The 22,528-nt window shown below is 47.7% G+C and carries 28 protein-coding genes; 19 read left to right on the top strand and 9 right to left on the bottom strand.

Going from position 1 to position 22,528, the window contains the following annotated elements; genetic code table 11:
• Positions 1-73 precede the first annotated feature (73 nt).
• Positions 74-1,195, top strand: a complete 1,122-nt coding sequence (locus tag ACFS25_RS15470) for an AI-2E family transporter (protein ID WP_381502647.1) — start codon at positions 74-76, stop codon at positions 1,193-1,195.
• A 24-nt stretch (positions 1,196-1,219) separates the two neighbouring features.
• On the opposite strand, the gene ACFS25_RS15465 is transcribed toward ACFS25_RS15470, so the two are convergent.
• A complete protein-coding gene (locus ACFS25_RS15465) occupies positions 1,220-2,668 on the bottom strand; it encodes a hypothetical protein (protein WP_381502644.1) in 1,449 nt (482 codons plus the stop codon).
• 168 nt (positions 2,669-2,836) lie between these two features.
• Here ACFS25_RS15465 and ACFS25_RS15460 point away from each other — a divergent pair, with 168 nt between their 5' ends.
• The 3 genes from ACFS25_RS15460 (at position 2,837) to map (ending at position 4,633) form a co-directional block, all read left to right on the top strand.
• A complete protein-coding gene (locus tag ACFS25_RS15460; RefSeq protein WP_381502641.1) occupies positions 2,837-2,965 on the top strand; it encodes a hypothetical protein in 129 nt (42 codons plus the stop codon).
• Positions 2,966-3,004: 39 nt separating this feature from the next.
• Positions 3,005-3,547: a hypothetical protein gene (locus tag ACFS25_RS15455; protein ID WP_381502638.1), complete on the top strand. Its 543-nt coding sequence runs from the start codon at positions 3,005-3,007 to the stop codon at positions 3,545-3,547.
• Between the two features lie 324 nt (positions 3,548-3,871).
• Positions 3,872-4,633 (top strand): type I methionyl aminopeptidase, encoded by a 762-nt coding sequence (gene map, locus ACFS25_RS15450; protein WP_381502636.1) that lies wholly within the window; start codon positions 3,872-3,874, stop codon positions 4,631-4,633.
• Between the two features lie 114 nt (positions 4,634-4,747).
• Here the strand turns inward: map and ACFS25_RS15445 are convergent, their stop codons facing one another.
• From ACFS25_RS15445 to ACFS25_RS15430, 4 genes are all read right to left on the bottom strand, one after another.
• On the bottom strand, positions 4,748-5,170 hold the full coding sequence (locus ACFS25_RS15445) for a BLUF domain-containing protein (RefSeq protein ID WP_381502632.1): 423 nt from the start codon (positions 5,168-5,170) through the stop codon (positions 4,748-4,750).
• A gap of 464 nt (positions 5,171-5,634) precedes the next feature.
• Positions 5,635-5,808: a hypothetical protein gene (locus tag ACFS25_RS15440; RefSeq protein WP_381502628.1), complete on the bottom strand. Its 174-nt coding sequence runs from the start codon at positions 5,806-5,808 to the stop codon at positions 5,635-5,637.
• On the bottom strand, positions 5,802-6,164 hold the full coding sequence (locus ACFS25_RS15435; protein WP_381502626.1) for a hypothetical protein: 363 nt from the start codon (positions 6,162-6,164) through the stop codon (positions 5,802-5,804). Before ACFS25_RS15435 ends, ACFS25_RS15440 begins: the two co-directional genes overlap by 7 nt.
• Before the next feature lie 169 nt (positions 6,165-6,333).
• Positions 6,334-6,735: a hypothetical protein gene (locus ACFS25_RS15430; protein WP_381502623.1), complete on the bottom strand. Its 402-nt coding sequence runs from the start codon at positions 6,733-6,735 to the stop codon at positions 6,334-6,336.
• Between the two features lie 78 nt (positions 6,736-6,813).
• Here ACFS25_RS15430 and ACFS25_RS15425 point away from each other — a divergent pair, with 78 nt between their 5' ends.
• The 5 genes from ACFS25_RS15425 (at position 6,814) to ACFS25_RS15405 (ending at position 11,710) form a co-directional block, all read left to right on the top strand.
• Complete coding sequence (locus ACFS25_RS15425) at positions 6,814-6,951, top strand: hypothetical protein (protein ID WP_381502620.1); 138 nt, start codon at positions 6,814-6,816, stop codon at positions 6,949-6,951.
• A gap of 369 nt (positions 6,952-7,320) precedes the next feature.
• On the top strand, positions 7,321-8,634 hold the full coding sequence (locus ACFS25_RS15420; protein WP_381502618.1) for a TolC family protein: 1,314 nt from the start codon (positions 7,321-7,323) through the stop codon (positions 8,632-8,634).
• Positions 8,631-9,722 (top strand): efflux RND transporter periplasmic adaptor subunit, encoded by a 1,092-nt coding sequence (locus ACFS25_RS15415; RefSeq protein ID WP_381502616.1) that lies wholly within the window; start codon positions 8,631-8,633, stop codon positions 9,720-9,722. Before ACFS25_RS15420 ends, ACFS25_RS15415 begins: the two co-directional genes overlap by 4 nt.
• Before the next feature lie 15 nt (positions 9,723-9,737).
• Positions 9,738-10,982 carry an ABC transporter permease gene (locus ACFS25_RS15410; protein WP_381502614.1) on the top strand — a complete coding sequence of 415 codons (1,245 nt, stop codon included), beginning with the start codon at positions 9,738-9,740 and terminating at the stop codon, positions 10,980-10,982.
• 5 nt (positions 10,983-10,987) lie between these two features.
• Complete coding sequence (locus ACFS25_RS15405; RefSeq protein WP_381502612.1) at positions 10,988-11,710, top strand: ABC transporter ATP-binding protein; 723 nt, start codon at positions 10,988-10,990, stop codon at positions 11,708-11,710.
• 14 nt (positions 11,711-11,724) lie between these two features.
• Here the strand turns inward: ACFS25_RS15405 and ACFS25_RS15400 are convergent, their stop codons facing one another.
• Both ACFS25_RS15400 and ACFS25_RS15395 read right to left on the bottom strand, forming a co-directional pair.
• A complete protein-coding gene (locus ACFS25_RS15400) occupies positions 11,725-12,771 on the bottom strand; it encodes a response regulator (RefSeq protein ID WP_381502610.1) in 1,047 nt (348 codons plus the stop codon).
• Positions 12,749-14,335: a sensor histidine kinase gene (locus tag ACFS25_RS15395; RefSeq protein WP_381502607.1), complete on the bottom strand. Its 1,587-nt coding sequence runs from the start codon at positions 14,333-14,335 to the stop codon at positions 12,749-12,751. Before ACFS25_RS15395 ends, ACFS25_RS15400 begins: the two co-directional genes overlap by 23 nt.
• Positions 14,336-14,624: 289 nt before the next feature.
• Between ACFS25_RS15395 and ACFS25_RS15390 the strand changes: the two genes are divergently transcribed.
• From ACFS25_RS15390 to ACFS25_RS15375, 4 genes are all read left to right on the top strand, one after another.
• A complete protein-coding gene (locus ACFS25_RS15390; protein WP_381502604.1) occupies positions 14,625-14,963 on the top strand; it encodes a thioredoxin domain-containing protein in 339 nt (112 codons plus the stop codon).
• 110 nt (positions 14,964-15,073) lie between these two features.
• Entirely contained in the window at positions 15,074-15,229 is a 156-nt protein-coding gene (locus ACFS25_RS15385; protein WP_381502599.1) for a hypothetical protein, read from the top strand.
• Positions 15,230-15,522: 293 nt separating this feature from the next.
• Entirely contained in the window at positions 15,523-15,867 is a 345-nt protein-coding gene (locus ACFS25_RS15380; protein ID WP_381502596.1) for a hypothetical protein, read from the top strand.
• Between the two features lie 194 nt (positions 15,868-16,061).
• Positions 16,062-16,886 (top strand): universal stress protein, encoded by an 825-nt coding sequence (locus ACFS25_RS15375; RefSeq protein WP_381502593.1) that lies wholly within the window; start codon positions 16,062-16,064, stop codon positions 16,884-16,886.
• Positions 16,887-17,097: 211 nt separating this feature from the next.
• Here the strand turns inward: ACFS25_RS15375 and ACFS25_RS15370 are convergent, their stop codons facing one another.
• Both ACFS25_RS15370 and ACFS25_RS15365 read right to left on the bottom strand, forming a co-directional pair.
• Positions 17,098-17,238, bottom strand: coding sequence for a hypothetical protein (locus tag ACFS25_RS15370; RefSeq protein ID WP_381502590.1), 141 nt, complete (start codon positions 17,236-17,238; stop codon positions 17,098-17,100).
• Positions 17,235-17,690 carry a hypothetical protein gene (locus tag ACFS25_RS15365; protein WP_381502586.1) on the bottom strand — a complete coding sequence of 152 codons (456 nt, stop codon included), beginning with the start codon at positions 17,688-17,690 and terminating at the stop codon, positions 17,235-17,237. Before ACFS25_RS15365 ends, ACFS25_RS15370 begins: the two co-directional genes overlap by 4 nt.
• 912 nt (positions 17,691-18,602) lie before the next feature.
• Between ACFS25_RS15365 and ACFS25_RS15360 the strand changes: the two genes are divergently transcribed.
• From ACFS25_RS15360 to ACFS25_RS15335, 6 genes are all read left to right on the top strand, one after another.
• Positions 18,603-19,388: a hypothetical protein gene (locus ACFS25_RS15360; RefSeq protein WP_381502583.1), complete on the top strand. Its 786-nt coding sequence runs from the start codon at positions 18,603-18,605 to the stop codon at positions 19,386-19,388.
• A 138-nt stretch (positions 19,389-19,526) separates the two neighbouring features.
• Positions 19,527-20,177 (top strand): BON domain-containing protein, encoded by a 651-nt coding sequence (locus ACFS25_RS15355; RefSeq protein WP_381502580.1) that lies wholly within the window; start codon positions 19,527-19,529, stop codon positions 20,175-20,177.
• A gap of 151 nt (positions 20,178-20,328) precedes the next feature.
• Positions 20,329-20,643: a DsbA family protein gene (locus ACFS25_RS15350; RefSeq protein WP_381502577.1), complete on the top strand. Its 315-nt coding sequence runs from the start codon at positions 20,329-20,331 to the stop codon at positions 20,641-20,643.
• Positions 20,644-20,860: 217 nt separating this feature from the next.
• Positions 20,861-21,061, top strand: a complete 201-nt coding sequence (locus tag ACFS25_RS15345; protein WP_381502574.1) for a hypothetical protein — start codon at positions 20,861-20,863, stop codon at positions 21,059-21,061.
• A gap of 44 nt (positions 21,062-21,105) precedes the next feature.
• Positions 21,106-21,975 (top strand): universal stress protein, encoded by an 870-nt coding sequence (locus ACFS25_RS15340; protein ID WP_381502571.1) that lies wholly within the window; start codon positions 21,106-21,108, stop codon positions 21,973-21,975.
• 43 nt (positions 21,976-22,018) lie between these two features.
• Positions 22,019-22,402, top strand: coding sequence for a hypothetical protein (locus tag ACFS25_RS15335; RefSeq protein ID WP_381502568.1), 384 nt, complete (start codon positions 22,019-22,021; stop codon positions 22,400-22,402).
• Positions 22,403-22,528 lie beyond the last annotated feature (126 nt).

The following is a 22,528-nucleotide window of genomic DNA, read 5'->3' as shown; positions in this document are numbered from 1 at the left end:
CAGTACTGACGACATCACCCTTTTCTAGCCAATAAAACCGTCCGTTTACATCTATCTAAACTAATAAACCACTATGTATCCAATGCCCCTTACGGTCAAACGGTCGATTGAGTTACTGGGTCTGTTTTTGTTGGCCACGCTCATTTTGGTGGGTAAAGCGGTAATTATGCCCTTGTTGATAGCCTTTTTCATGACTATTATTCTGCTGCCCGTTTACCGGTTTTTGTTAAAGCGAAAACTGCCTGAATCCGTGGCTATCCTGTTGTCAATCGGGTTGATGATTGTAACCGGCGTTGGTGTAGTCTGGTTTTTCTCGGCCCAGATCAGTAAGCTCCTATCCGATTTCCCGCACATCAAGCAAACCATCCTGCTTCATTCAAAGCAGGTCAGTAACTGGCTGAGTGAGCGCACTCAGTATTCCACCCAACAGCAGGGTCAGTTTTTTCACCAGCAGAGCGCCAAGCTACTCAACTCCGCCGGAGCAATGCTCAGTGGCGCATTAGTGTCCATTTCCTCCGTTTTTGTTTTGTTGGGCTTGCTGCCCATTTACGTGTTTTTACTGCTGTTTTACAAAAACCTACTTCTTCGGTTTGTCTTTTTGTGGTTTCCCGTGGCTCATCATGATCAGGTCGAGGAAGCCCTTCGGGAAACCGAAACAATCATCAAAAGCTACCTAATCGGTTTGTTAATTCAGATTGCGTTTATCGTTGTCATTCTGGGGGGTGCCTTAGAGATTTTGGGCGTGCCTCATGCACTGCTTCTGGGCATCATACTGGCTTTTCTAAACCTGATTCCGTACGTCGGCATTTTTGCCGGTACGCTCATCTGCGTGCTGATTATTTTGGCTTCGTCACCGGATTTACTGCCAATTGTCGAACTCATTGGTGTGGTGGTGGTCGTTCATTTTCTGGATCAGAATATTCTGCGACCTCGCGTGGTGGGATCCAAAGTAAAGATCAACGCGTTTAGTAGCATCGTCGGGGTTGTCATTGGGGGCCACCTGGCGGGCATTGCCGGTATGTTTTTATCCCTGCCCGTTATTGCGATTCTCAAACTGATCTTCGAACGGACAACCATGTTTGCTCAGTGGGGGGTGCTGCTGGGTGATGAGCGACCCACCCAAAGCCCGATGCAACGGCCCGAGCTACGGGTGAACGAATCTATCAACCCGCTGAATACCAACGAACCACAGTGAGGAGTTGCAGTCCGAATGTTGCCTTTACAGGTTGTGAATATAAGCCAGTAATAAACCCGTGGAGAAAAAAGAAGCTTTCACTGGTTTCACCTCACCCAGCATCAGGCTTGATTCCGTCGGATTATCAAAATTGACGGGTTGCTGGTAAGTAGCCGTTTGGCCATAGGTTAACAGCAGCCCGGCGCGTAGGTTAAATTTTCGTCGTTTAAAAGTACCCCCCAGTTGAGCGTGATAATTATTCCAGCGGTTGATATTAGGTACTTGGCCCTTATACTCCCCCGTTTTATCCTCCGTATTATAGCTGAAATCGGTACGCAACGAGCCAATCAGGGAAACGGCGGGATTAATAAAATAACGACTGCCGACGGCTACATTCAGCACGCCTTTACGGCTTTCCTTTAGCTGGAGGAGCTCTGTAGTTTCCAGCCGGTTAGAACCCGTATCGGGCCTGATGAAGGAGCCACTGCCGGGTGTAATTAGATTGTAAGCCGGTACGGTAAGGAAGTACTCACCGGCTAGATAAAGCTGTAATTTTTCAAAATCAACCGCGTAGCCGGCGGCTATGCTCAGGGGCATTTTGTACGTGACGGGTAGGTTTGTCTGGCGACCATTGGCCAGCAGATTCGTTTCGATACTGGTGTCAGGAACATGCAGATTGGACACGACCAGGTCGCTGGTCACAACAGCGCGTCCTTTTAGCGATAGCATGGGCGAAGATAGGACCAAGCCAATATGATGAGCGCCTGCATCGTAGGAAATGCCCCCTTTAATTCGTAGGCCAACATGCCAGTATACAGCCTGATAGGAGGATTCTACATTTATTAATGGCGGAAACAGCACACTGGCATCGGGAGTATTCACCAGCGCCCTTGAACTATATTGTTCGTAGAAATCCTGGGTGCGAATTTGCCCCTCCGCCGTGAGGCCTATTGACCATCGACTACTTAGTTTTACACCGATGGCACCCGCTGCCGTCGTCTGGCTTATGCGATTGTGGGCCGCGTATTGACCTACGTAATACTCATCACCTGGGCTATAACTATCGGCTAACACGGGCATCTGCTTATCCTGCCGCTGTGTTGTCTGGTAGTTTAGCACCGGATTGTGGAGCAGTGCATACCCTAGGGCAATGGTTCTGTTTTCTTTAAAGGCAATTGTCCCACTGATCATCTGGGGATTAATTTTAAAACTGATTCCCTGCAGGTTTTTGCCGCTGCCTACCCCATCTTTTATGGTCAATAAATCGGCTTGATACACATTCGCCGAAAGAGAAACTGACGTTTTGGGATTGATGGCCATCAGGGCCGGATTGACATAGAAAAATCCTTGATTGTTATCATAGGCGACCACTGCACCGGGCGTCAGGTAACCGCCGGGACCGTAATTGGCTTGCCAGTAATTGGCGTCCTGTGCCTGTGCTTGACACACGGTGACCAAACAAAGGAAAATACTGGCTACAAGTCTAGTTTTCATTGACGCTAGTTTATCAAAAAAACCATGTGATTAACTTTTAAGTGATTATAAAAAATAATTGGCATTGTTTCAATTTTGAACAGGCTATTTTAGTAGGTTGAGGTTAGATCCATAAAAGAAAATATACTAGCTGATAGGCTAAAATTAGTGGTGTTAATGCTGAGTACCATGTGCTATTTTGGACAATTAATGGCGCAGCATCTGGCATTTACCAGGCCGCAACGGATTTTACCCGCAGCTTTGTCCGATGATGCGCCTGGTCTTTTCTCGTTTGATCATCAATCCGTTAGCGCCTAAAAAGATACGGGGACTGTCGGGTTGATTCATGTCAGTTACTTGACCCAAAATCAGGATACAGTTCTTTGGCAGAGACCCTACACCATCAAGGGGACTTTATCGGCGTTTGCGCCGGTATTGCAGGCTGGAAACAATCAACTTTATCTATTTTGGGTAGACCCAAAGGGTCATATTCAGTACATGAAAAGTACGTCCCCAACTGGATTAGAGCAAGCGACCCAAGAAGATTTCTTTACCCGACCAAATGGAATTGTACACCCCAATGATTTGGTTCGTCTTAACTGGCAACTAACGGAAGCTGGTCAGGAAGCCGTATTTATCTGCAATGATTTCCGAACTGAAAATGCCAATCCGCTGGTAGACGGGTTTATTTTGCTGGCCAATACGATAAAGAAGAATAAGTCCATCCGTGAGCTTGCGCTTATGGGTAGCCGATACCTACCCGGCAAAATGATGGAATGGATCGCTGAGACGACAATCACCAAAGAAAATAAACCAAATATTCTTTACGTAGACGTAGCAGGCACCTGGATTATGGAGTTTTGTGTCGCCTTAAAACAGGAGATGATTTATCAGAAATAGTGTTAGGTAGTCGAGTCAATATGGGTTTGATAAATGGTAAAAGTTACGTGTTTTGTCCGGAAATAATTTGGACGTCTAAATGAATAATAACCCAGTAGGAGGGAGGTAGCCTAAAATAAGCCCTTTTTTCTCCATTAAACCTGTTCAGTTTAATCGTTCACTCTGTTGAGCTGGGTCGAGACTTTTCGAACGGGATGTTTGCCTTTTCCATCTCATTTTGTGATCGAAGGCTCTGGCGTACATTATGTATGCCAGAGCCTATCTTTGTCATACATTGTGTAGTACTTTACATGATGGTGACTATACAACTAGAACGACAAAGCTATGTCATTGAAATCTGAGGAGGACTTGATAGGTATGCAGCAGATTAGCCAAATTGTTGGCTCAACCCTTAAGCGCATGCAACAATATGCCCGACCAGGGATGTCGACTTTTGAATTAGATCAATATGGGCGACAACTGCTGGAACAGCACGGGGCCCGATCGGCCCCTAAGCTCACCTATGGATTTCCGGGTTGGACCTGTATTAGTTTAAATGAAGAAGTCTGTCACGGCATTCCTTCTGCCAAACGGCTTCTCCAAGAAGGGGATTTAGTTAATATTGATGTATCAGCCGAACTGAACGGCTATTGGTCAGACAATGGTGGATCTTTCGTCTTAGGGCAAGATATTCATCAGCATAGTGGCTTGGTAGAAACCTCGAAGCGAATCCTGGCCAAAGCCATTAGTCATATCCGAGGGGGGGTACAAATAGCCCAGATTGGGCGCTTAATTGAAACCGAAGCCAAGCGAAGCGGCTATCAAGTCATCAAGAATCTGGCTGGGCACGGAATAGGCCGGAGCTTACATGAAGAACCGCTTGAGATTCTGTGTTATTATGATCGGTCCAATAAAACGCGTTTCCGAACGAACTCGGTTGTGGCTATTGAGACGTTTTTATCGACCAGAGCCACTTATGCTCAAGAGAAGGGGGATGGTTGGACACTAATCGCAAAGGGCAGTTTTGCTGTACAGCATGAACAAACTATCATCGTTACCGATAAGCAACCGATCATCCTGACAGCTGCGAACCAATTATGGGATTAAAGTCTTGATTCTCTCATCACCACCTGACATAATTGCATTTATACAAGTGCGACGAGCTCTTAATACGTTCCTACTGTTTACATTACTACCAATTCACTTAACGATCAATAAGCTTTAGTTCCCACGATTATTCAGGTAAAACTGCTCTACTAGAGACAGAATAACATTGTCCTTCTGCAATATCGACGAAGCTGGATCATAAATGAATGGGAGCTGATCCTTCAAATGGTTGAACTCACTGGATGTTATGGTTGTATAGCCCATTGACCAGTCCGAAAAGGTGCGTTTTTCAATCGGATAACTGTACAAGGAAATTACTTGGGTATGTTGGGAGTCTTGACTAATAACCTTATACAAGGCTTTGACGCGCTCTTCCGCTCCTTCTAACACCTGAATGATGCAGCCATTGAAGTACAGTAAAATGCCCGTAATGCCCACAGCCCGATTGTTTTGTCGGCTTTGTTGCAGGATACGAGCTAATTGCTCTTCAGAGAATAAACCTTTCGACGAACTAAGGTAAACAATACAGTATTCCATTTGAATAGATTGGTAGAGATGGTAGTAGAAGCTAAACTACGTAAAACTAGAAAATGTTACCCTTAACAATTAAAGGTAACATATAATGATTAGCTTAAAAGGGCCGTCTGCACCGTGATTCAGGGGCTTCCCTTTATATAAACGCAGTAGCTGTTGCAAAAATCAGTATATGATAAGACCGTATGCGATTGATAGAATTTGACAAATAGTAAAAATTGGAGCAAACTACTCTAATTAGAATGGGACCTTTAAATGGACGATAGGTAAGTAAGAAGAAAGGGGACGAAAACAGTCTTTTCTCGTTCAATAAAACTGTTCAGTTTAGTAGTTCAGCATTTTGAGTCGGAACGAGGTATTTCCGCATGGTTTCTAAAAATTTACATACCGTAAAAAAAGGCTCTTCCTCGTTCTTTATAGCGACATGGCCCCGCTCCAGTGTGTCCGCTATTTCCACATTAACCTTATCAGCAAACTGCCTGGCTAACAATATTGGTAAACGTGACCGTCTGGTTTTGCTGGTCTTTAGCCGTAACCGAGTCCCGGAGTTTCAGTCGCGTATACACGTGTAGGTCAGAGTCGATCAACTCGATGTTCACCGGCTTTCCGTCGACGGTTTTGGTGCCCTGATAGATCAACACCGCGCTGACCGGATCGTCCGTTGGGTCATTTTTGATTTGTAGACTTTCAGCGCACAGGCCGAAGGTAACACTATGCCTTTCTCCAAATCCTGACGAACCACCGTCAGCAAGGTCTGGAGTTGTTGCAGGGTTTCCTGGGGCCGAAAGTGGTAATAGACTTTATCCTCAGCCGCCGACAGTTTCGTTTCAATATAGTCCAGCATCGGTCCCAGCGCCCCAATCAGCGACAGGGATTTATCGGAGGAAATCACGATGGGATCGACCAGCAGCAGGTTCCTTGGTTTGATATGGTTGGCGAAATAACCCGAGGCTACCAGCTCCAGCAGTAAGGCGCCACTCGTCGAGGAACTTAGCAAGCTACTATTTTAATAACCAGACTTTTTCAACTGTCTGTACTCATCCATACTAGCCGCCTGCCAGTCGTGCCAGGTCGATGCCTTGAACTCATCGTAACTTCGCCCATGTCCGCCCAGCAGCACCTGCGACAGGTAAAAATCAGTCCGGCTGTTGGACTAGCTACGGAATTCATCCCACTAAAGGTGGTGGCCGAATAGCCGTGACAGGCAATAATAACGGGCTTCTTCGCCTGTTTAGGCGTTGGGCTTGGTATTGCCTTCGATATACCGGCTGAATCAACCATTTCGGCCGAAAGTAATACGATGCTGAGAGCAGGTAATTATCCTGCTTGATGGCGTTCGAGTGAAAGGCAATTCCCAGTCGGGAGCTAACGTAGCTTGTCCCGATGTATAGCCGGTTGTTAGAAGCTAGTTTTGGATGGGTGTACTGCACCGTAATACCATTTTCGGCATACAGATTAATTGATTTCTGAAGCCGAATTCTAATGTCCAGAACAGCCCCGGCAGATCGCGCCGGGGCCGCTTGTCCCGAACGTTCCTGTCCAAATGTGGGCGCAAGGGTGTGAGTCAAAGCTTCTATTCAGCAGGAAATAATTCTGGGAATCGGCGGCTGGATACTTCTCACAGCCCTTGGCATTGATCCCGAAGTGTGTCAGGCCATGCTGCCTTTCTGGTGCTGGAACGGGCAAACCAGTTGATGAAAGAAATTGGCCTTTCATTTGACGCGGCATTAGCCAAAGGTAAGCAGGAAGCGGGACACCGATCAACACGGTTGCCAATCGTATAGCCAGATTTAGTTTTTGGGCTGCTGCTACGCCGTAGCTTCTATTTTTGCATAGAATAAAAATTGACCATTGTCATCATTAAGTTTTGCCGTTACCATTCGCTTCCTTTCACTATGTCATAGATTATCAGGCAATTTGCCTTCTATCTTTGTTCGTAATAAACCTCGCCCATGAGAATCATCCGAATAGCTGATTTCACTCATGAACATACCCGGGCTACGTACTGACCTTTAAGCCGTCAATCTGCGCTACTGAAAATCTATACGATTGTATAAATGCTGACTCAATCGGGACGATACACCACTTGTCTCAATCTATCTGGCTTTTTTTCGCCCGCGCTACTTAGGTTTCTCAAAAAATGGGATTTATCAATGCAGAAACTAGTCCTCCTTCTCGTCGTTTTATTTTCTGGAGAGGGAGTAATTCGGGCACAGGATGTTCTTTCGTTCAGATCGCTCGATGACGTTTTAGCCTATGCCGACAGCCACAGCAGTACAGTCAAAAACGCTACCCAGCAGGATATTCTGGCTAAATACCAAACGCTGGCGGCACAATTGGGAAAGTGGAATGTACAAGGCAGGGCTACGCTCACACTCACAGATAATACCAGACTAACAACCAATTTCATACCAGCTGAAATATTCGGTGGTCCTGCGGGTACCTTTCAAAAAGTAACGTTTGGACAACAGTATGTGAGTAATTTGATTGTTTCTCCCCAGATTGACATTATCAATCCCTACTCGGCAGCCCAAGTAAAACTGGCTCGAACTAACGAGCAACTGACGGCCACAACTAACCTGCTGACCAAAAAAAATCTGTACGAAAGCCTAGCAGGGACTTACTATAATCTTCTCTCCTACCAGTGGCAGATTGGGGTGACCAGAAATAGCCTGGCCAATGCCGATACGCTGGTCAGCATCTTACAGGATAAACAAAAAGAAGGTATCGTTCGCCCGCAGGATGTAAATACGGCCCTGGCCAACCGGCTCACCCTGGTGAATAAAGTACAGCAGTTGATCAGTCAACAGGGACAACAGATCAGCAGCCTGAAAATATTATGTGATATTGATCCGGACCGCTCTCTGGTCATTACTGGTCCACAACAACCGGCGGTCTTTGATGCGTCTCTAACGGCTACCAGTGACTTGTTGCAAAGGCAGACCGAATGGCAAAAAAAGCGGCAGGAAGCCTCGCTGAATGCGAACCGTAAATGGTATTATCCCACCGTTTCGCTACTGGGTAACCTGGGCTGGCAACAAAACACGAACAATCATTTTTTTGACGCTAATAAATGGCTGGCTAACAACTACGTGGCCCTTCGGTTCAGCTTGCCGCTGTTGCCCGATGTGGGTAAAATCGCAGCCGTACAATATGACCGGATCAATATTCAGATTGCCCAAAACAACTGGCAACACAGTGTCTGGCAGGATACTGTCAATAACCGTCAATTGGAACAGGATTATCAGACCGCCTACACTAGTTACCAGCTTATGGCCCAGATCGAACGCCTACAAAAGGATTCATATGCCAAGAATCTGGCTATTTATAAAGAGGGTATTTTGTCCCTCACGGATCTGCTCGTCTCGTTTAACGCCTGGCTTAACAGCAGCCTGACTACCGCGGCACAAGTAGCTACCAGCGAATATGCCAAATCAAGAATAGCTATTAGCAATACTTTAAAATGAAAACGTTCTATCTACTAGGTTTCACTTCATGCGTTTGGCTGCTGGTCGCCTGCGGCAAAAAGACCGCTGAGACAAAACCGCAGCGGAAAGACATGATCGAACTGGTATTTGCGTCCGGCAGTCTGGAAGCAGATGACCAGTACAACCTGACAGCGCAGACGGATGGGTACCTGGTAAAGCTCGATTTTGTGGAAGGGGATGCCGTACGGGAAGGACAGGTACTGGCCGTTATTGACAACCGCCAAAATAAGATCAATGCCCAAAGTGCGGCTGAGCTTCATCGCATTGCTCAGCGTAATGCCGAGGCCTCCTCACCGACATTATTACAGATCACTGCCAACATAGAAGCGGCAAAAGCCAAATTAAAACTTGATCAGGGTCAGTCGGAGCGATATAAGCGACTTTTTGACAACAACAGCGTATCGAATCTGGAGTACGAAAATGCCCGGCTTTCCGCTACCAGTTCGTTGGCCAGCCTCCACGCTTTACAGGAACAGTACAGCAGCCAACAGAGCAGTGCCCGTCAGCAAGAAATTTCCCAGCGCGTAGTCAGGGACGTGAACCAAGTTATTAAGGAGCAAAACCGGATCAAAGTCATACGGTCGGGCAAGGTCTATCAAAAGGAAAAACAGTTGGGTGATTACGTACGAAAGGGTGACGTCATTGCCGTGATTGGCAATCCTGACCTAGTCTACGCCAAGCTGAATGTTGACGAAACCAGTATGACGAAACTCAAACCTGGTCTGGCAGTGATCGTACAACTCAACACCAACAAATCGAAAACGTATAAAGCTATCGTTCGGGAGATCTTGCCCGCCTTCGATACCGGCTCCCAATCCTTCATTGTAAAGGTCTACTTTGCCGACAAGCTCGATTTTCGAATAACGGGTACACAATTGGAAGCGAATATCATTACGGGTGAAGTTAAAAATGCGTTGGTTATACCGCGCCCTTACTTGAACTACGGCGATCAGGTAACCCTGAAAAAAGGCAACCAACAGGTAGTCGTTAAAACGGGGATTATTTCCAGCGACTGGGTAGAAATTCTCGGGGGCATTACCCAGCAAGATGTCTTACTGTCTAACTAAACCCGAACAGCAGCTGTGGCAAAGCACCAACATAATATCAACGCTGAGATTTCGGTAACTTACATTGTTGCGAGTAAGAAACTAACGCTGGTAGCCGCTTTGGGGGTAACCATTGGCATTGCCATTTTTATCTTTATGAACTCGATGACAGCAGGGTTTACCAGAAAATCAAGCGCCTTGATCTTTAAGAATACTCCACACATTCGCGTCTACAAAGACGACCAGATGAGCGAACCCCTGATTCAGTACACCGATAATCGCCGGATCGCTGTCATCAGCAACCCAAAGATTGTGCCCCAAAGCGACCGGATTATTGATCCAAACCGGGTCATCGACTTACTGAAAAAGCAACAGAATGTTACGCTGGTTATGCCCCAGGTGGCCGTCAGCCTTTTTTACAACAGTGGGAAATCGCAGCTACCGGGTGCTGCATCAGGCGTGCGTATTGATGAGGCCGACCGTATGTTCGATATTGGCTCGACGATGGTGGAAGGAAATATGGAGCATCTAAAAACGACGCCCAACGGTATGTTGCTAGGCGTGGGCGTTGCTACGAAAATGGGTGTAAAAACAGGCGATAACGTTAGCATTACCTCCTCCCGGAATATAACCAGAGTGATGAAAGTGGTAGGCTTGTTCAAAACCAACAATTCGACTGTCGATAAAATAAAATCGTATATCAATATCAGCTCTGCCCAGCAATTGCTGGGCCAAAGCCCCAGCTACGTTAGTGACATTGACGTGAACGTACTTGATTATGACAAAGCCCCCGACTATTCCGCCAAACTTTCGGCCCTGACGGGCTATAAAGCTGAAGACTGGAAAGCCGCCAACGCCACTCTGGTTTCGGGTGCTAACATGCGGGATATCATGGTATCGGCCATTTCGATGTCCATTTTGCTAGTGGCAGGCTTTGGCATTTACAACATCCTCAACATGACCATCAGCCAGAAAATTAATGACATTGCTATTCTGAAAGCCATGGGTTTTCAGGGCCGTGACGTGATAAAAATCTTCGTGTTACAAGGGGCCATCATCGGATTTATGGGTATCATTATGGGTCTGATGCTCGCTGCGTTACTTATTTACCTGATGTCGAGGGTTTACGTAGGGGGTGACATCGGCTATTTCCCCATCGGCTTCGAGCTGGCTACGGTTATCAAGGGCAGTCTGTTTGGGATGGTCATTACGTTACTGGCCAGTTATTTGCCCGCCCGGAAAGCTGCGAATGTTGACCCTGTTTCCATTTTTAGAAAATGATAGCTATGGCTACAGAAATCATGTTACAGGCCGACAAAATTGGGAAATACTTTTACGACCCGGAGAAATTCAAGGTGCTGAACGACATATCCTTTACGGTCAATCGGGGTGAGTTTGTCACGCTGATCGGCAAATCCGGCTGCGGCAAATCAACCCTGCTGTATATCCTCTCTACTATGGATACCGACTATGAAGGGTCCTTACGGATACAGGATGAAACGATTACAGGGCAAACCCCCAATAAGCTGGCCGCGCTCCGAAACGAAAAAATAGGATTTGTTTTCCAGTTCCATTACCTGCTGCCCGAGTTTACGTGTCTAAAAAATGTAATGATCCCGGCCCTGCGCTTGGGACATTATTCGAGAGATGAAATCGAGGCTAAGGCGTATGAGAAACTTACCTTACTCGGCCTGAAAGATCAGGCACTGAAACTCTCCTCTAAATTATCGGGTGGCCAGCAGCAGCGGGTAGCCATCGCCCGTGCCCTTATCAATTCCCCTTTGATCATCATGGGGGATGAACCAACGGGCAATCTGGACTCCAAAAACACCGACATCGTGTTTGATACATTCAAGCAATTGGCCCACGAGTTCAACCAGACCATTATTGCTGTGACGCACGATGATGATTTTGCCCGGAAGTCGGATCGTACCATCGAAATGCTGGATGGAGCCATCTTAACCTCCACTAAGACCGGTTCTTCTCTACCAATTGCTAAGGGGGCGTAATATCCGTAAACACCTCACCAGTTTGCCCGACGAAGCTTTTCGGGCTGCACGACCTGGATGCCACCCGAGGCTGTCATCTCCAGCCAGCCATCCTGCCTGAACTCACTTAGTGTGCGTATTAGAGACTCCGTAGCTGTGCCGATCATGGCTGCCAGATCGTCTCTGGAAAGTTGAATAAATCCGTCGGGTTGCTGTCTATGCAGCCGTAATAGTGTATCGGCTACCCGCCGTCGGAGCGAATTATAGGCCATACCCAGCAACTGCTCTTCGCGTTCGCCTACCCGACCGGCCAGTAGTTTAATGAACTGAGCGCTCACGGCTGGATTAGCCAGGAGTAACTGCTGAAAATCAGCCTTGGGGATATAAACCAGTTCTGCGTCATCCAGCGTTACGGCCGAATCGGTATAATCCCTATCTTCGAGCAGCGCGAAATAGCCAAAAAAGTCGCCGGGGTTATACAGACCCGTAATGAATTCTTTCCCATCCGCATTGGTTCGCACAGATTTAACGTTGCCGGACTTAATAAAATACAGCCGCGTTGGTTCGTCGCCCTCTGAATAGACGTACTGCTTTTTTCGCACCGTGTGGGACTTGCGGTCGGCCGATAAACTTTGCAGGTTACCTACCTGCCGGGCTTTGTCCAAAAATTGAGTAAGTCCATCCTGCTGTAGATCATCGGCTGGCTTCAGTTGAGCAAAGCGGGTCAGGCGTCGCTCAATGGCACTCAGCAGATCTGATTCTTCGAAGGGTTTTGTCAGGTAGTCATCAGCCCCCAGATCCATCCCTTTACGAAAGTCAATCCGCTCGATTTTGGCGCTTAAAAAGATGAACGGAACGCCCGCCAACTGGGGATTTTTATTAAAAATGTGCAATACGCCGTACCCATCCAACACCGGCATCATGATGTCGCAAATAACCAGATCGGGCTTGTCGGTGAGGGCCTTTTCGACGCCAATTTTCCCGTTTTCTGCCGTTTGAACCGCATAACCAGCCAATTCCAGAATCTCGGCGGTATTTTCGCGGATTAACTCGTTGTCTTCAATCAGCAGAATGGTTTTCATAGGGAAGGAGTAAAGTAACGACTGTGCCTTTGTTTAAGGCACTTTGCAGTAACACCTGGCCCCCCATCAGTTCCATGTAACGCCCCACGATGTGCAGGCCCAGTCCGGTACCGGCGATGTTGGCCACATTTTTAGCCCGAAAAAACCGCTCGAACAAATGTTGCTGATCTTCTTTTGGAATGCCCACGCCCTGATCCTCCACGGCTAGTGTCAACTGACTTTCGGTACACGTTCCCCGCACGGTAACTGTTGATCCTGGTCCGGAGTACTTGATGGCATTCGCCAGTAGATTGACCAGAATTTTACGCAGCAGCGATGGGTCGAGCCAGAACGGGTCGATACAGGACAGATCGGTTTGTATCTGCTGGTCGGGCTTCAATATCCCTTCCATGTCGGCTACTGTTTCGTTTATTAATTGCGTTACGTTCACCTCAATGGGGTGCGCTTCGACCTTACCCTCTTCAACCTTGCCAAGAGATAAAAATTCTTCGAGGGTATCGTTAAGCTGTTTGATCGACGCCCGAATGCGGTCCAGGTGTTTTTTGCGTTTGTCCTGCTGGTCGGCACCGGCATATTTCTCGATTAGAGTGGCCGAGGTCTGCAAGACCGTTAGAGGGGTGCGAAACTCATGGGAAGCCATGGACACGAAGCGGGACTTTAGTTCGCCTAGTTCCCGTTCGGTTTTCAGAGCCTGAGCCAACTCATCTTTTGACTGCTCTAACTGCGCCAGCGTATTCATTAGTGCATGGGTACGGTCGGCTACTTTTTGTTCCAGTTCAGCATTGAGTTGTTCGACCTGTATTTTCTGGTCGAACAGTTGATGTTCAGCTTCTTTCTTGAGCGTGATATCAATGATATAGGCGACGGCATACAACGTATTGTGGAGCCGAAAGTAACTCAGGCTAACCTCGACCGGAAACCGGGAGTTGTCTTTACGCTGAGCAAACAGATCCCGGTTATGCCCCATGGCTCGAATCTGAGGATTCGCCGTGAAGGACTGGCGCAATTTCTCGTGCTGGTGACTTACGTTTCGAGGAACCAGCTTGTCAATGGCCAGGCCAACCAGTTCGCCGGTCACGTAGCCAAATAACTGATCGGCCAATTGGTTGGCTGAAACAATTTGCCCTCCCTCGTCGGCCACAATGATACCAATGGTCGCATTGGTAAAAATGGCTTCGTATCGTTGAACGCTATAATCCAGCTCACTCTCCGATCGCACTAACGGCTCCTGATCAATGAGCTTAACCAGCGCATAAGGGTGATCGTAGTCGGTAAAGACATTGATCGTAAGTTTCCCCAAAAACGATTGACTATTCAACCGTCCAATTTGTACCGTTTCTTCATAAACCCCGGCCTGAACGATTCGCTCAATTAGGTTGGCTTGCTGTTCGTTTTTCAGCGGCTGCGACCGCAGTGACCGGGAACGGACCGGATCAGCGAGCAGGGCCTGCTCCGAGGAGAACCCCAATAGTCGCACACCGGCTTGATTGACGCGGATAAATCGCCCTTCGTTTAAATCGTAGATGCCAATGCAATCAGTACTTTTCTCGAAAAGCAGATCCATTATGACACTTGAATTCAGTTCGGCTCGCATACAAAAGTGAACCTGACTTCAGCACCTGCCGATAGAGTTCATACGACAAGGTACCCTGAAATTTTCGATACTGACTAATAATCAGGAAGAAGCCTGATCACTATCAGTCGGTTTGACTAACGAAATAATCACTTTTACGCCAATTACAGGTGTATTCTATTGCGTATTTTCCATTGTGTGCCGACGATTATAGCCTGTAATCTACGTCTACCTATACTTATCGCCTTTTGGCCTTCCAAATTCGGGAGGTTAACTATGTATGAAACCCGATGAACGACATCCTATACTAATTTCCGGCCAGTCGGCTGTCCTGTTGATTTTCATGCCTCCCGAACGGGCTGATCATCAACTGAAAGCGTTGTTGACGGCGCTGGCTACTTCCGTTCAGGCGCATTTTGGCCTTCAGATACGGGTGCTCAAGATTGATGAACTTAACCACGCCGACGTAGTGCGGAGTTTTGCGATCACGCACACCCCTTCATTTGTGTTGGTTCGCATGGGTGTTGAGCTATGGCGCCAGGAAAGTCTGCCCAATGAACCTGCACTCATTCTACTGATTCAGCGGCTGCTACATACGGAGAATCATGAGGTTCGATGATCTATATCATTGACAAGAGAAGGGACTCCACGTTACTTCACCCGATACGTCAACCCACAACTAGGCAAGCTGCTTGCCCACGTTTGCCTATTACTTTCACTGCGTCAGGTATGAAAACGACTTTTCTTGCTACTGATTTTTTGCCCAACGTTAATCGGGCGGCACCCGTTGTGAATCAACTGACCCATGATCAGCAGGCTAAACGAATTCTCTCCTCTCACATAAAAAAACGACCACTTTGTTGCCTACAGTGCGCCCTTTATTGAACGAATGGGTTCACGATCTTCGTAACCCCATTTGTAAAATCCTGTTTGCTTCTTCTTTGTTAAACAGAGAATCGATGTTAGGCATTTACTCAAATACAGCAGAATACACCGCCATTATTCCTACGTCTTGCCACGAAATAATGGCACTGGTAGACAGCAAGGCCAAGACTGAATAGCCTAGGAAACGTCTCCTAGCCATCCCATCACCGTCGTCACTAACTAAGGTTTTTAACCCAAAGCCTGACACTTAATAGCCGTCCACTCGCCAATCACCACTCCCCAACCATAACACGATGAAGCTCGCACTAACGCCCCTCGAAATTCCTTTTAAAATTGGTGATACGGTATGGGTTAATCAACCGTTTGGCGCTACGAATCAATGTCCGTACTTCCAGGGTATGATTATGCAAATCATTTTAGATGGCAGCCTATCCAGCACCATCGTTATCCGCCAGCGGGTAGAAACGCATGAAGTCATTATAAGTGGGGCGATATATGGTATAAAACCATCTGGTGAACATGCGGGATCACCAAGAATTAATATAAACGTACAGCTTATACCCCTACAAAAAAGTTTATTTGAGACAAAAGAAGAACTACTGGCTTATCAAAAACGGGAAGGAGAACAAACTCATTGAATACGACAGCTCGTCGCATTTAGTCTACCAGCCTCATAAAGTTACCTGATGCGTCAACTTTGTTGAAAAAGCAATGTGGGATGTCGAGCCGTTACGTTCATCGGACTAATGTTAAACAGGCTGGTGGGTGATCAACATCATGGTTTGATAGCGGTCCATACCCCCATCTTTACAGAGAGATAACGCCATTCAACATGAAAACTATACTGGTTCCAACTGATTTAAGTCCCCTGGCCGACAGTGCTCTTAAGGTGGCCGCAGACCTGGCCCGTACTTACGGAGCCGAGATACTGTTGGTGCATTACATACCTTTTTCAATCGCGGTCGCCAGTACCGCAGAAGGTTCACTGATGTTGGGCAGCTACCTCGAGGAGCAGGACGCCAACGCTGTGTCTGATTTGCAACAAATCATTACCAATCCTGCCTATCAAGATGTCTCCATTACCCCCATTTCCTGCCGGGACGCGGGTGGCCTCTATGAAGCCATGACCGAACGGCAGTGCGATCTGATTGTACTGACAACACATGGAGCATCGGGCTGGAATGAGTGGCTGTTTGGTTCCAACGCTGAACACATTACCCGATTCGCTCATTGCCCAGTATTGGTACTAAAAAAGGCCGTTGTGCCCTTTGCGCCGACAACTGTTATTGCCTCTATTGACGTGGACACCACCCTGAAGCAACACTGGCCAGCTTATCCATTCACTGCGGGCGGCAATAGGTTGAGCCAATTTGTCTACGTGAGTACGCCCAGTGATAACTGCGTTCCCGAAGGTGTCCACGCCTGGATGCATGAGCTGGCTCAGGAGAAAAAAATCGGTGAGTATACATTGCATATTCAACACGCCCGCAGCGCCGAGGAAGGTATCCTGCGTTACGCCCATGAACGCCAGGCCGATCTGCTAGTGCTGTTCACGCACGGACACACGGGTCTTCGTCACCTGTTACAGGGGAGCGTAGCCGAAGATGTACTGAACCATGCGTCTATACCCGTGCTGATACTACACATAAATCGATAGCTGGCCCCCGCAGGCTTACGGAAACGCCCGACGATCACTTCATTTGGTTTGCCTACGCAGCAAGCAATGGAATAGCGCTGGCACTACTCTTTGGTAGCTACCGCTGGCCTACCATTACCCGCATTGTGTGTTTTTTGATTTTCGCTCTGGCCGCTATTGTTAACACGCAAACGGCACTTGAGACGCCCGGTTTTTATCAGAGTTACGCGGGTTATGCCATTTCCTGTACAGCCGCTTTATTCTTGGTCCTTTCCACCTCTACATTCAGCCAATAGTGATGATCATTGCCATAGGTCAGGCTTTTATTGCGGTATCGATATTTTCGCCAAAGCCTGGCTCCGATCCGTATCATGGGGATACGTCGGCATTGGAAATGGTGTAGTGAATATCCCCGAAATTCGCGCTGTTATTGCGCCGTAGGTACAAATGCAGGCCCGGCTGGACATAAAAATAGCGGCCCACAAAAAACTGGTAGCTAACCCCTAAGCCGGAATCAATACTATGAATGTCTTTTCTGACGCCTGTGCTTTCCTGTTCGATTCGGAACGTATGACTTTCGAGGTAGGTGTAAAGTTCCAGGTTTTTCCAGACGTTGTAGCCATAGAAGATGCCGGGTGATGTGTTGTAAAATCGTTTGAAAGCAGGGGACGAATTATTGATGCCCACCGTTTCGGCATTGTAGGTTCCTCCGTTGATAACACTTACCCGCACCCTGAATTTGTGGTAGCGGTAGCCAACGCCAACGTGATAACCACCCGTGAAAAACATCGGCACTAAACTCTCGACTTCCAGCGCTTTCTTCACGGCATAATTACGAGGTTCAGGACGTAAGAACGTACTGGCTGATCCGTCTGGGCCAGCAGATTTGTTGCCCCTGTTACTAGTATGGCAATAAGGATCGCGTATTTTTTCATAGCTTCTGAACGTTGACGGCGTATTTTACACCCCCACATTTAGGGTCATACCTTAGGGCAAACCTAGTTCGGACCGGTTCGTGGCGACCTGACCGGAATCAGCCATTCCTATGATCCTGGCCATAGCGTTCTGAATCTATTTTTTCAAAAATTGGGCGGCAACTGTATGGCGTAAGAACCTGAGATGGATAACAAGACCAAACTGCTGTTGATAAAACTAGTCCATACAATCATATGGATATTCTATGTGATAGTTATCATTTACATTCTTTATTCTGGATTGGCAGATCAACTAACCAGGTACACCGGGATTGCTATTGGGTTGGTTATTTTGGAAGGGCTAATCCTGCTCCTGTTCATAGGTCGTTGTCCATTGACGCTTATTGCCAGGAAGTACTCCAATTCAGATAAGGATAATTTCGATATATTTTTACCGAACTGGCTAGCTCGTTATAACAAACTACTGTTTCCCTCGATATACATCGCAGGTTTAATAGTTGTGGGCTATCGACTATTTTATTGAGCTGGTTTTTAGCTAGTTAACTGCAAAAAATCAGGCAGCTACCGGTTTTTCGTCATAATCACTCCGACGATTCGTCGTCACTTTTACAGCGTCCGGTAAGCGTAGACTGGCACAACTACCTCAACCACCCGTCTGATCTGGTAAGCCCTACTCATATACTTAAATCAAGGAAGTACTAGTGCCTGGAATCTATTAGCATTCAGTCCGTCTGTCTCTTATCAACTGGCCAAATAGTCCGGTGAACCAAAGGCCACTTCAGGTCTACTAAATCTTTCTCAAATGAAACCAATACTACCAGCCAATGATTTAGCGAATTTGACCCACCGGGCCATTCGCTTTAGGGCGCTAAAAAGCGGGGCACAAGCTATTGATAAGACATTACCCTTTATCAGGTTTGCCAGTAGTCTGCTGCTGTTTCTGATCCCATGCGTAGGCATAGGACAATCCATCAGGGGCGGAGCTATTTTCCTGCAGGGCGGTCAGAGTGTGTGGCCCGGCTTGGCTCAGGTGATTCAGCAGGTAAACCATGCACCGAGCCCGATGAGCCCGATGGGTAATGATCGGTATGTCATGCTGGGTGCCGAAGGGTACTTCCGCCTAAATCGCTGGGTAGCCGGGATCAATGTATCGACGCTGGCCAACCAGCGACTACAGGATGTCGCCACCCAGTCCGTCATCGAATCGTCAGCATCCAATGTGCACCTCTGGGTGGGGTGGATTGCCTGGCAGACGAACCGGGCTAAACTGTACCCCAGTCTAGGGCCGGGGCTCAACTCATTCAACGTCAATTCAACGACGGCTAGCGGCACGATGACGACCCACGTGCTCGATGGTTTTGCCACCGACATTAGCCTGAGCTTCGACTGGTTGATAATGAAGTCGGATGCTGTTCCAACCTTGTTTGCTCCGATGCTAAGCGTTCGGGCCGGGTATCGACTGACTACGGCCTCCGCGGAGTGGCACGGTGATCGCAACGGAGCAACCATGTTATTGCCAACTCGGTATACTCCACAAGGCTTTTATCTGACGGTAGGTCTTGGCGGGGGCGTTTTTCATCAACGATGAGTATTGGTCTGCAGCTAGCTACGTATGCCGATCAATTCAGTAGGGGGTCAAGTCATACAGTGTTCTGCGTTAGGTCATAGGGCCGCCAGTCGACATCCGGTAAGTTTGTCCCGTTGTTAAACAAAACCAAAAACGAGCATGAAAACTAACGAAGACTTACAGAAAGATGTTCAGGACGCTATTAAGTGGGAACCCCTTCTAAACGCAGCCGAGATTGGTGTCACGGCGAAAGACGGCGTTATTACCTTAACCGGAATCGTAAATAGTTATGCTAAAAAATTAGAAGCTGAAGATGCCGCTAAGAACGTAGCGGGTGTTAAAGCCGTCGTTGAAAAAATTGCTATTCACTTTGGGAATACGGACAAAACGGGTGACAACGAAATTGCCAGCGAACTCCTGAGTGCGTTTAAGTGGAGTTGGGAAGTTCCTGACGATAAAGTAAAGGTAAAAGTTGAAGCGGGCTGGGTAACCCTGGATGGGGAACTGCATTGGAATTATCAACGCGAAGCAGCCAAAAAAGCCGTCAATAATCTGGTGGGAGTAAAAGGGGTAACCAACAATATCAGGATCAAAACGGAATCGGCTGACGAGGTTGAAAAAAAAGACATTGAACGGGCCCTTGTGCGGAATTGGTCCATCGATGATCAGAACATTCAGGTTGGTGTTTTAGGGAATCGCGTAACGCTGCATGGGACGGTTGATTCGCTGTATCAGAAAGATCAGGCCGGACGAATAGCTTGGAATGCACCCGGTGTCTGGGCTGTCGATAATGAGTTGGTGATTGATTAGGAAAAATAGCGGACCTAAAAAACGGGTGGACTATCCTTCCGTTTTTTAGCAATCTGTCGCTTAGATCAACGTCTACGTAATTTAGTGCGCCACTGGTTTTGACGCAGTCGTATCGTCGGTTTACAATGAGAACTTTATAGCCCCATCTGTCATGCATGTACATGAGCGTAATTTCACCCGTACACTGGACCCAAATCCTCTTGACCTGATCGAATATGGGGACTTCAGTTGCCGACGTTGCCAGGAACTCCAGAAGGTATTGACTACGGTTTTACCTCTATTCGAGGGACGGATTCGATATACCTTTCGGCATTTTCCGAACCCAGATCATCCGCAGGCATTCCTGCTGGCTTTAACGGCAGAAGCAGCCCGGCGGCAGGATCAGTACTGGGCTATGCATCAGGCGTTATTCGCTCATGCGGTCCCACTCTCCCTCAATTCCGTAGTAAGAGTGGCCTTGACCTGAAATTATTTCTGAATGATATTCACGATGAAACGCTAAGATATAGCGTCTGGGCAAACATGGAGCAGGGCCGTTCGGCTGGCGTCGTCAGTACACCAACACTATTTATGGGAACCCAGCGCCTGCATGGAAAACTAACCCAGGCCCGGCTAATACCCCTTTTCCGGCGCTGTATGTACCGTTCCGGCACACCAGTACTAAGCACGGTCGATCCCGCCGTTTGTCAAACCAGCCCCTTACGTTTCGTTATCTTCCGGGTTATGACGTAGCCAGGGTGCTGAAGAATTATCTGCTCAACCATGAAGCCGACCTGATTATGCTGCTGCCCGGGCCCCACAGTCGATTGGGCACGTTTCTACTCGAATCCGACACCCAGGAAGTCGCCCGCTTAGCTACTGTACCTGTGCTGGCCGCTGTTTAACGACTCGGCTACATCTACTTTACTGCCTAACTGTCCTGACCTACATGAAAAAAATTCTGCTGCTGACCGACTTTTCGGAGGCCTCTCGAAATGCACTTTCATTTGCCCGCTCTTTCTTCAGCGATACGGTTGTCGATTTTCATTTGCTATGTGCGAACGTAGCGGAAATTGATGAACCCGGCACGCCTGATACGACTGCCCGGCCGACCCCCACAAGCAATGCCGGTCAGCTACACAATGTGGTGACCGCCCTACGCCGGGAGGCTACCAACGACTGGCATACCTTCCGTTCGTCTTCCTGGCCAGGGGAGGCACTCGATGCCGTTGAACAGGCGGTCAAAGCGGAGGGCTATGACTTTGTGGTGATTGGTCCGCAATCGGACGAAACCGACGAGTTGTTTGGCAATAGTGCTATTACGCTGGTCCGTCGGCTCAGGGCTAACGTACTGGTGGTGCCCGGCGATGCTCGCCCTCAACCGGTTCACCAGATAGTACTGGCGGCTGATTTTGCCAATTTAAAAAACAGTAAACTACTGGGACCACTGAAGGAATTAGTTATCCTCAAAGGTGCAACCCTCACCCTGCTAACTATCGACACCCCAAACAAGGATATCATCCGAATCGAGCGGGAAGCCCGCATCCGGCAGTTTTTACACCCGATCGTGCCGAGCATTGTCCGTATGCAGTCGCCCAGTGCCAAACGAGGCATTGATGCTTACCTGACCGCGCATCCGGTCGATCTGCTGGTAACGATCCCCAAATACAACGACCGAAGCGAAACGCTAACTAGTAGCCGGGTTACCCGCTTGCGGGCTTTCGCGCCAGCCGTACCGCTGCTGACTCTCTACGATGATGGCGGCAACGACCGTCCCCAGCCAATTAATGACCTAACGAACGAAGAATATGCCCTGTAGGGCTTTCTGGTCTTCTTAGTACAGTAACCATAAACTAACTAACATGAAAACAGAAAGAAGAATAGGCATTTGGCTGGATCACTCAACGGCTAACTTAATGGAATTTACACGCGATCCCATCGAAACAAAAACCATTGAATCAGCCTTTACTCATGAAGAAAAAGAGGCTAGTTTACGAAAAAGTGAAAGCCTGATGCAGCATAAAGAGCAGCACCAAGAATCAGCCTATTATAAAAAACTGGGGGCGCTTATTAGAGGCTATGATGAGGTCGTTCTATTTGGCCCTACGGAGACAAAAACTGAATTATTCAATACCTTAAAAGACGATCATAACTTTGCCGCCGTAAAAATTGACCTCCAGCAAACCGATAAGTTAACTGAAAACCAACAGCACGCCTTCGTCAAAGACTATTTTTCAAGGCATTGACAACAACTTTACTTCCTCTCGCCATTCGTCTGGCGGAAGTAAACATTGTTTTTTATGGTCGTGTGTTAGCAAGTGAAACTTTATAACTAATTCATAATTCCCTTACTAACCTGGTTCTGGTACGGC

It is taken from the genome of Spirosoma flavum, assembly GCF_042686045.1.
GTDB lineage: Bacteria > Bacteroidota > Bacteroidia > Cytophagales > Spirosomataceae > Spirosoma > Spirosoma flavum.
The sequence above is the reverse complement of the archived record's forward strand: the minus strand, read 5'-3'. Positions and strand labels throughout refer to the sequence as shown.

Bases quoted from the DNA above. Each gene is read 5' to 3' on its own strand.
- ACFS25_RS15470 (WP_381502647.1), top strand. From the start codon at position 74: ATGTATCCAATGCCCCTTACGGTCAAACGGTCGATTGAGTTACTGGGT.
- ACFS25_RS15465 (WP_381502644.1), bottom strand. From the start codon at position 2,668: ATGAAAACTAGACTTGTAGCCAGTATTTTCCTTTGTTTGGTCACCGTG.
- ACFS25_RS15460 (WP_381502641.1), top strand. From the start codon at position 2,837: ATGTGCTATTTTGGACAATTAATGGCGCAGCATCTGGCATTTACCAGG.
- map (WP_381502636.1), top strand. From the start codon at position 3,872: ATGTCATTGAAATCTGAGGAGGACTTGATAGGTATGCAGCAGATTAGC.
- ACFS25_RS15445 (WP_381502632.1), bottom strand. From the start codon at position 5,170: ATGGAATACTGTATTGTTTACCTTAGTTCGTCGAAAGGTTTATTCTCT.
- ACFS25_RS15420 (WP_381502618.1), top strand. From the start codon at position 7,321: ATGCAGAAACTAGTCCTCCTTCTCGTCGTTTTATTTTCTGGAGAGGGA.
- ACFS25_RS15415 (WP_381502616.1), top strand. From the start codon at position 8,631: ATGAAAACGTTCTATCTACTAGGTTTCACTTCATGCGTTTGGCTGCTG.
- ACFS25_RS15405 (WP_381502612.1), top strand. From the start codon at position 10,988: ATGGCTACAGAAATCATGTTACAGGCCGACAAAATTGGGAAATACTTT.
- ACFS25_RS15400 (WP_381502610.1), bottom strand. From the start codon at position 12,771: ATGAAAACCATTCTGCTGATTGAAGACAACGAGTTAATCCGCGAAAAT.
- ACFS25_RS15395 (WP_381502607.1), bottom strand. From the start codon at position 14,335: ATGGATCTGCTTTTCGAGAAAAGTACTGATTGCATTGGCATCTACGAT.
- ACFS25_RS15390 (WP_381502604.1), top strand. From the start codon at position 14,625: ATGAAACCCGATGAACGACATCCTATACTAATTTCCGGCCAGTCGGCT.
- ACFS25_RS15385 (WP_381502599.1), top strand. From the start codon at position 15,074: ATGAAAACGACTTTTCTTGCTACTGATTTTTTGCCCAACGTTAATCGG.
- ACFS25_RS15380 (WP_381502596.1), top strand. From the start codon at position 15,523: ATGAAGCTCGCACTAACGCCCCTCGAAATTCCTTTTAAAATTGGTGAT.
- ACFS25_RS15375 (WP_381502593.1), top strand. From the start codon at position 16,062: ATGAAAACTATACTGGTTCCAACTGATTTAAGTCCCCTGGCCGACAGT.
- ACFS25_RS15370 (WP_381502590.1), bottom strand. From the start codon at position 17,238: ATGATACGGATCGGAGCCAGGCTTTGGCGAAAATATCGATACCGCAAT.
- ACFS25_RS15360 (WP_381502583.1), top strand. From the start codon at position 18,603: ATGAAACCAATACTACCAGCCAATGATTTAGCGAATTTGACCCACCGG.
- ACFS25_RS15355 (WP_381502580.1), top strand. From the start codon at position 19,527: ATGAAAACTAACGAAGACTTACAGAAAGATGTTCAGGACGCTATTAAG.
- ACFS25_RS15350 (WP_381502577.1), top strand. From the start codon at position 20,329: ATGCATGTACATGAGCGTAATTTCACCCGTACACTGGACCCAAATCCT.
- ACFS25_RS15340 (WP_381502571.1), top strand. From the start codon at position 21,106: ATGAAAAAAATTCTGCTGCTGACCGACTTTTCGGAGGCCTCTCGAAAT.
- ACFS25_RS15335 (WP_381502568.1), top strand. From the start codon at position 22,019: ATGAAAACAGAAAGAAGAATAGGCATTTGGCTGGATCACTCAACGGCT.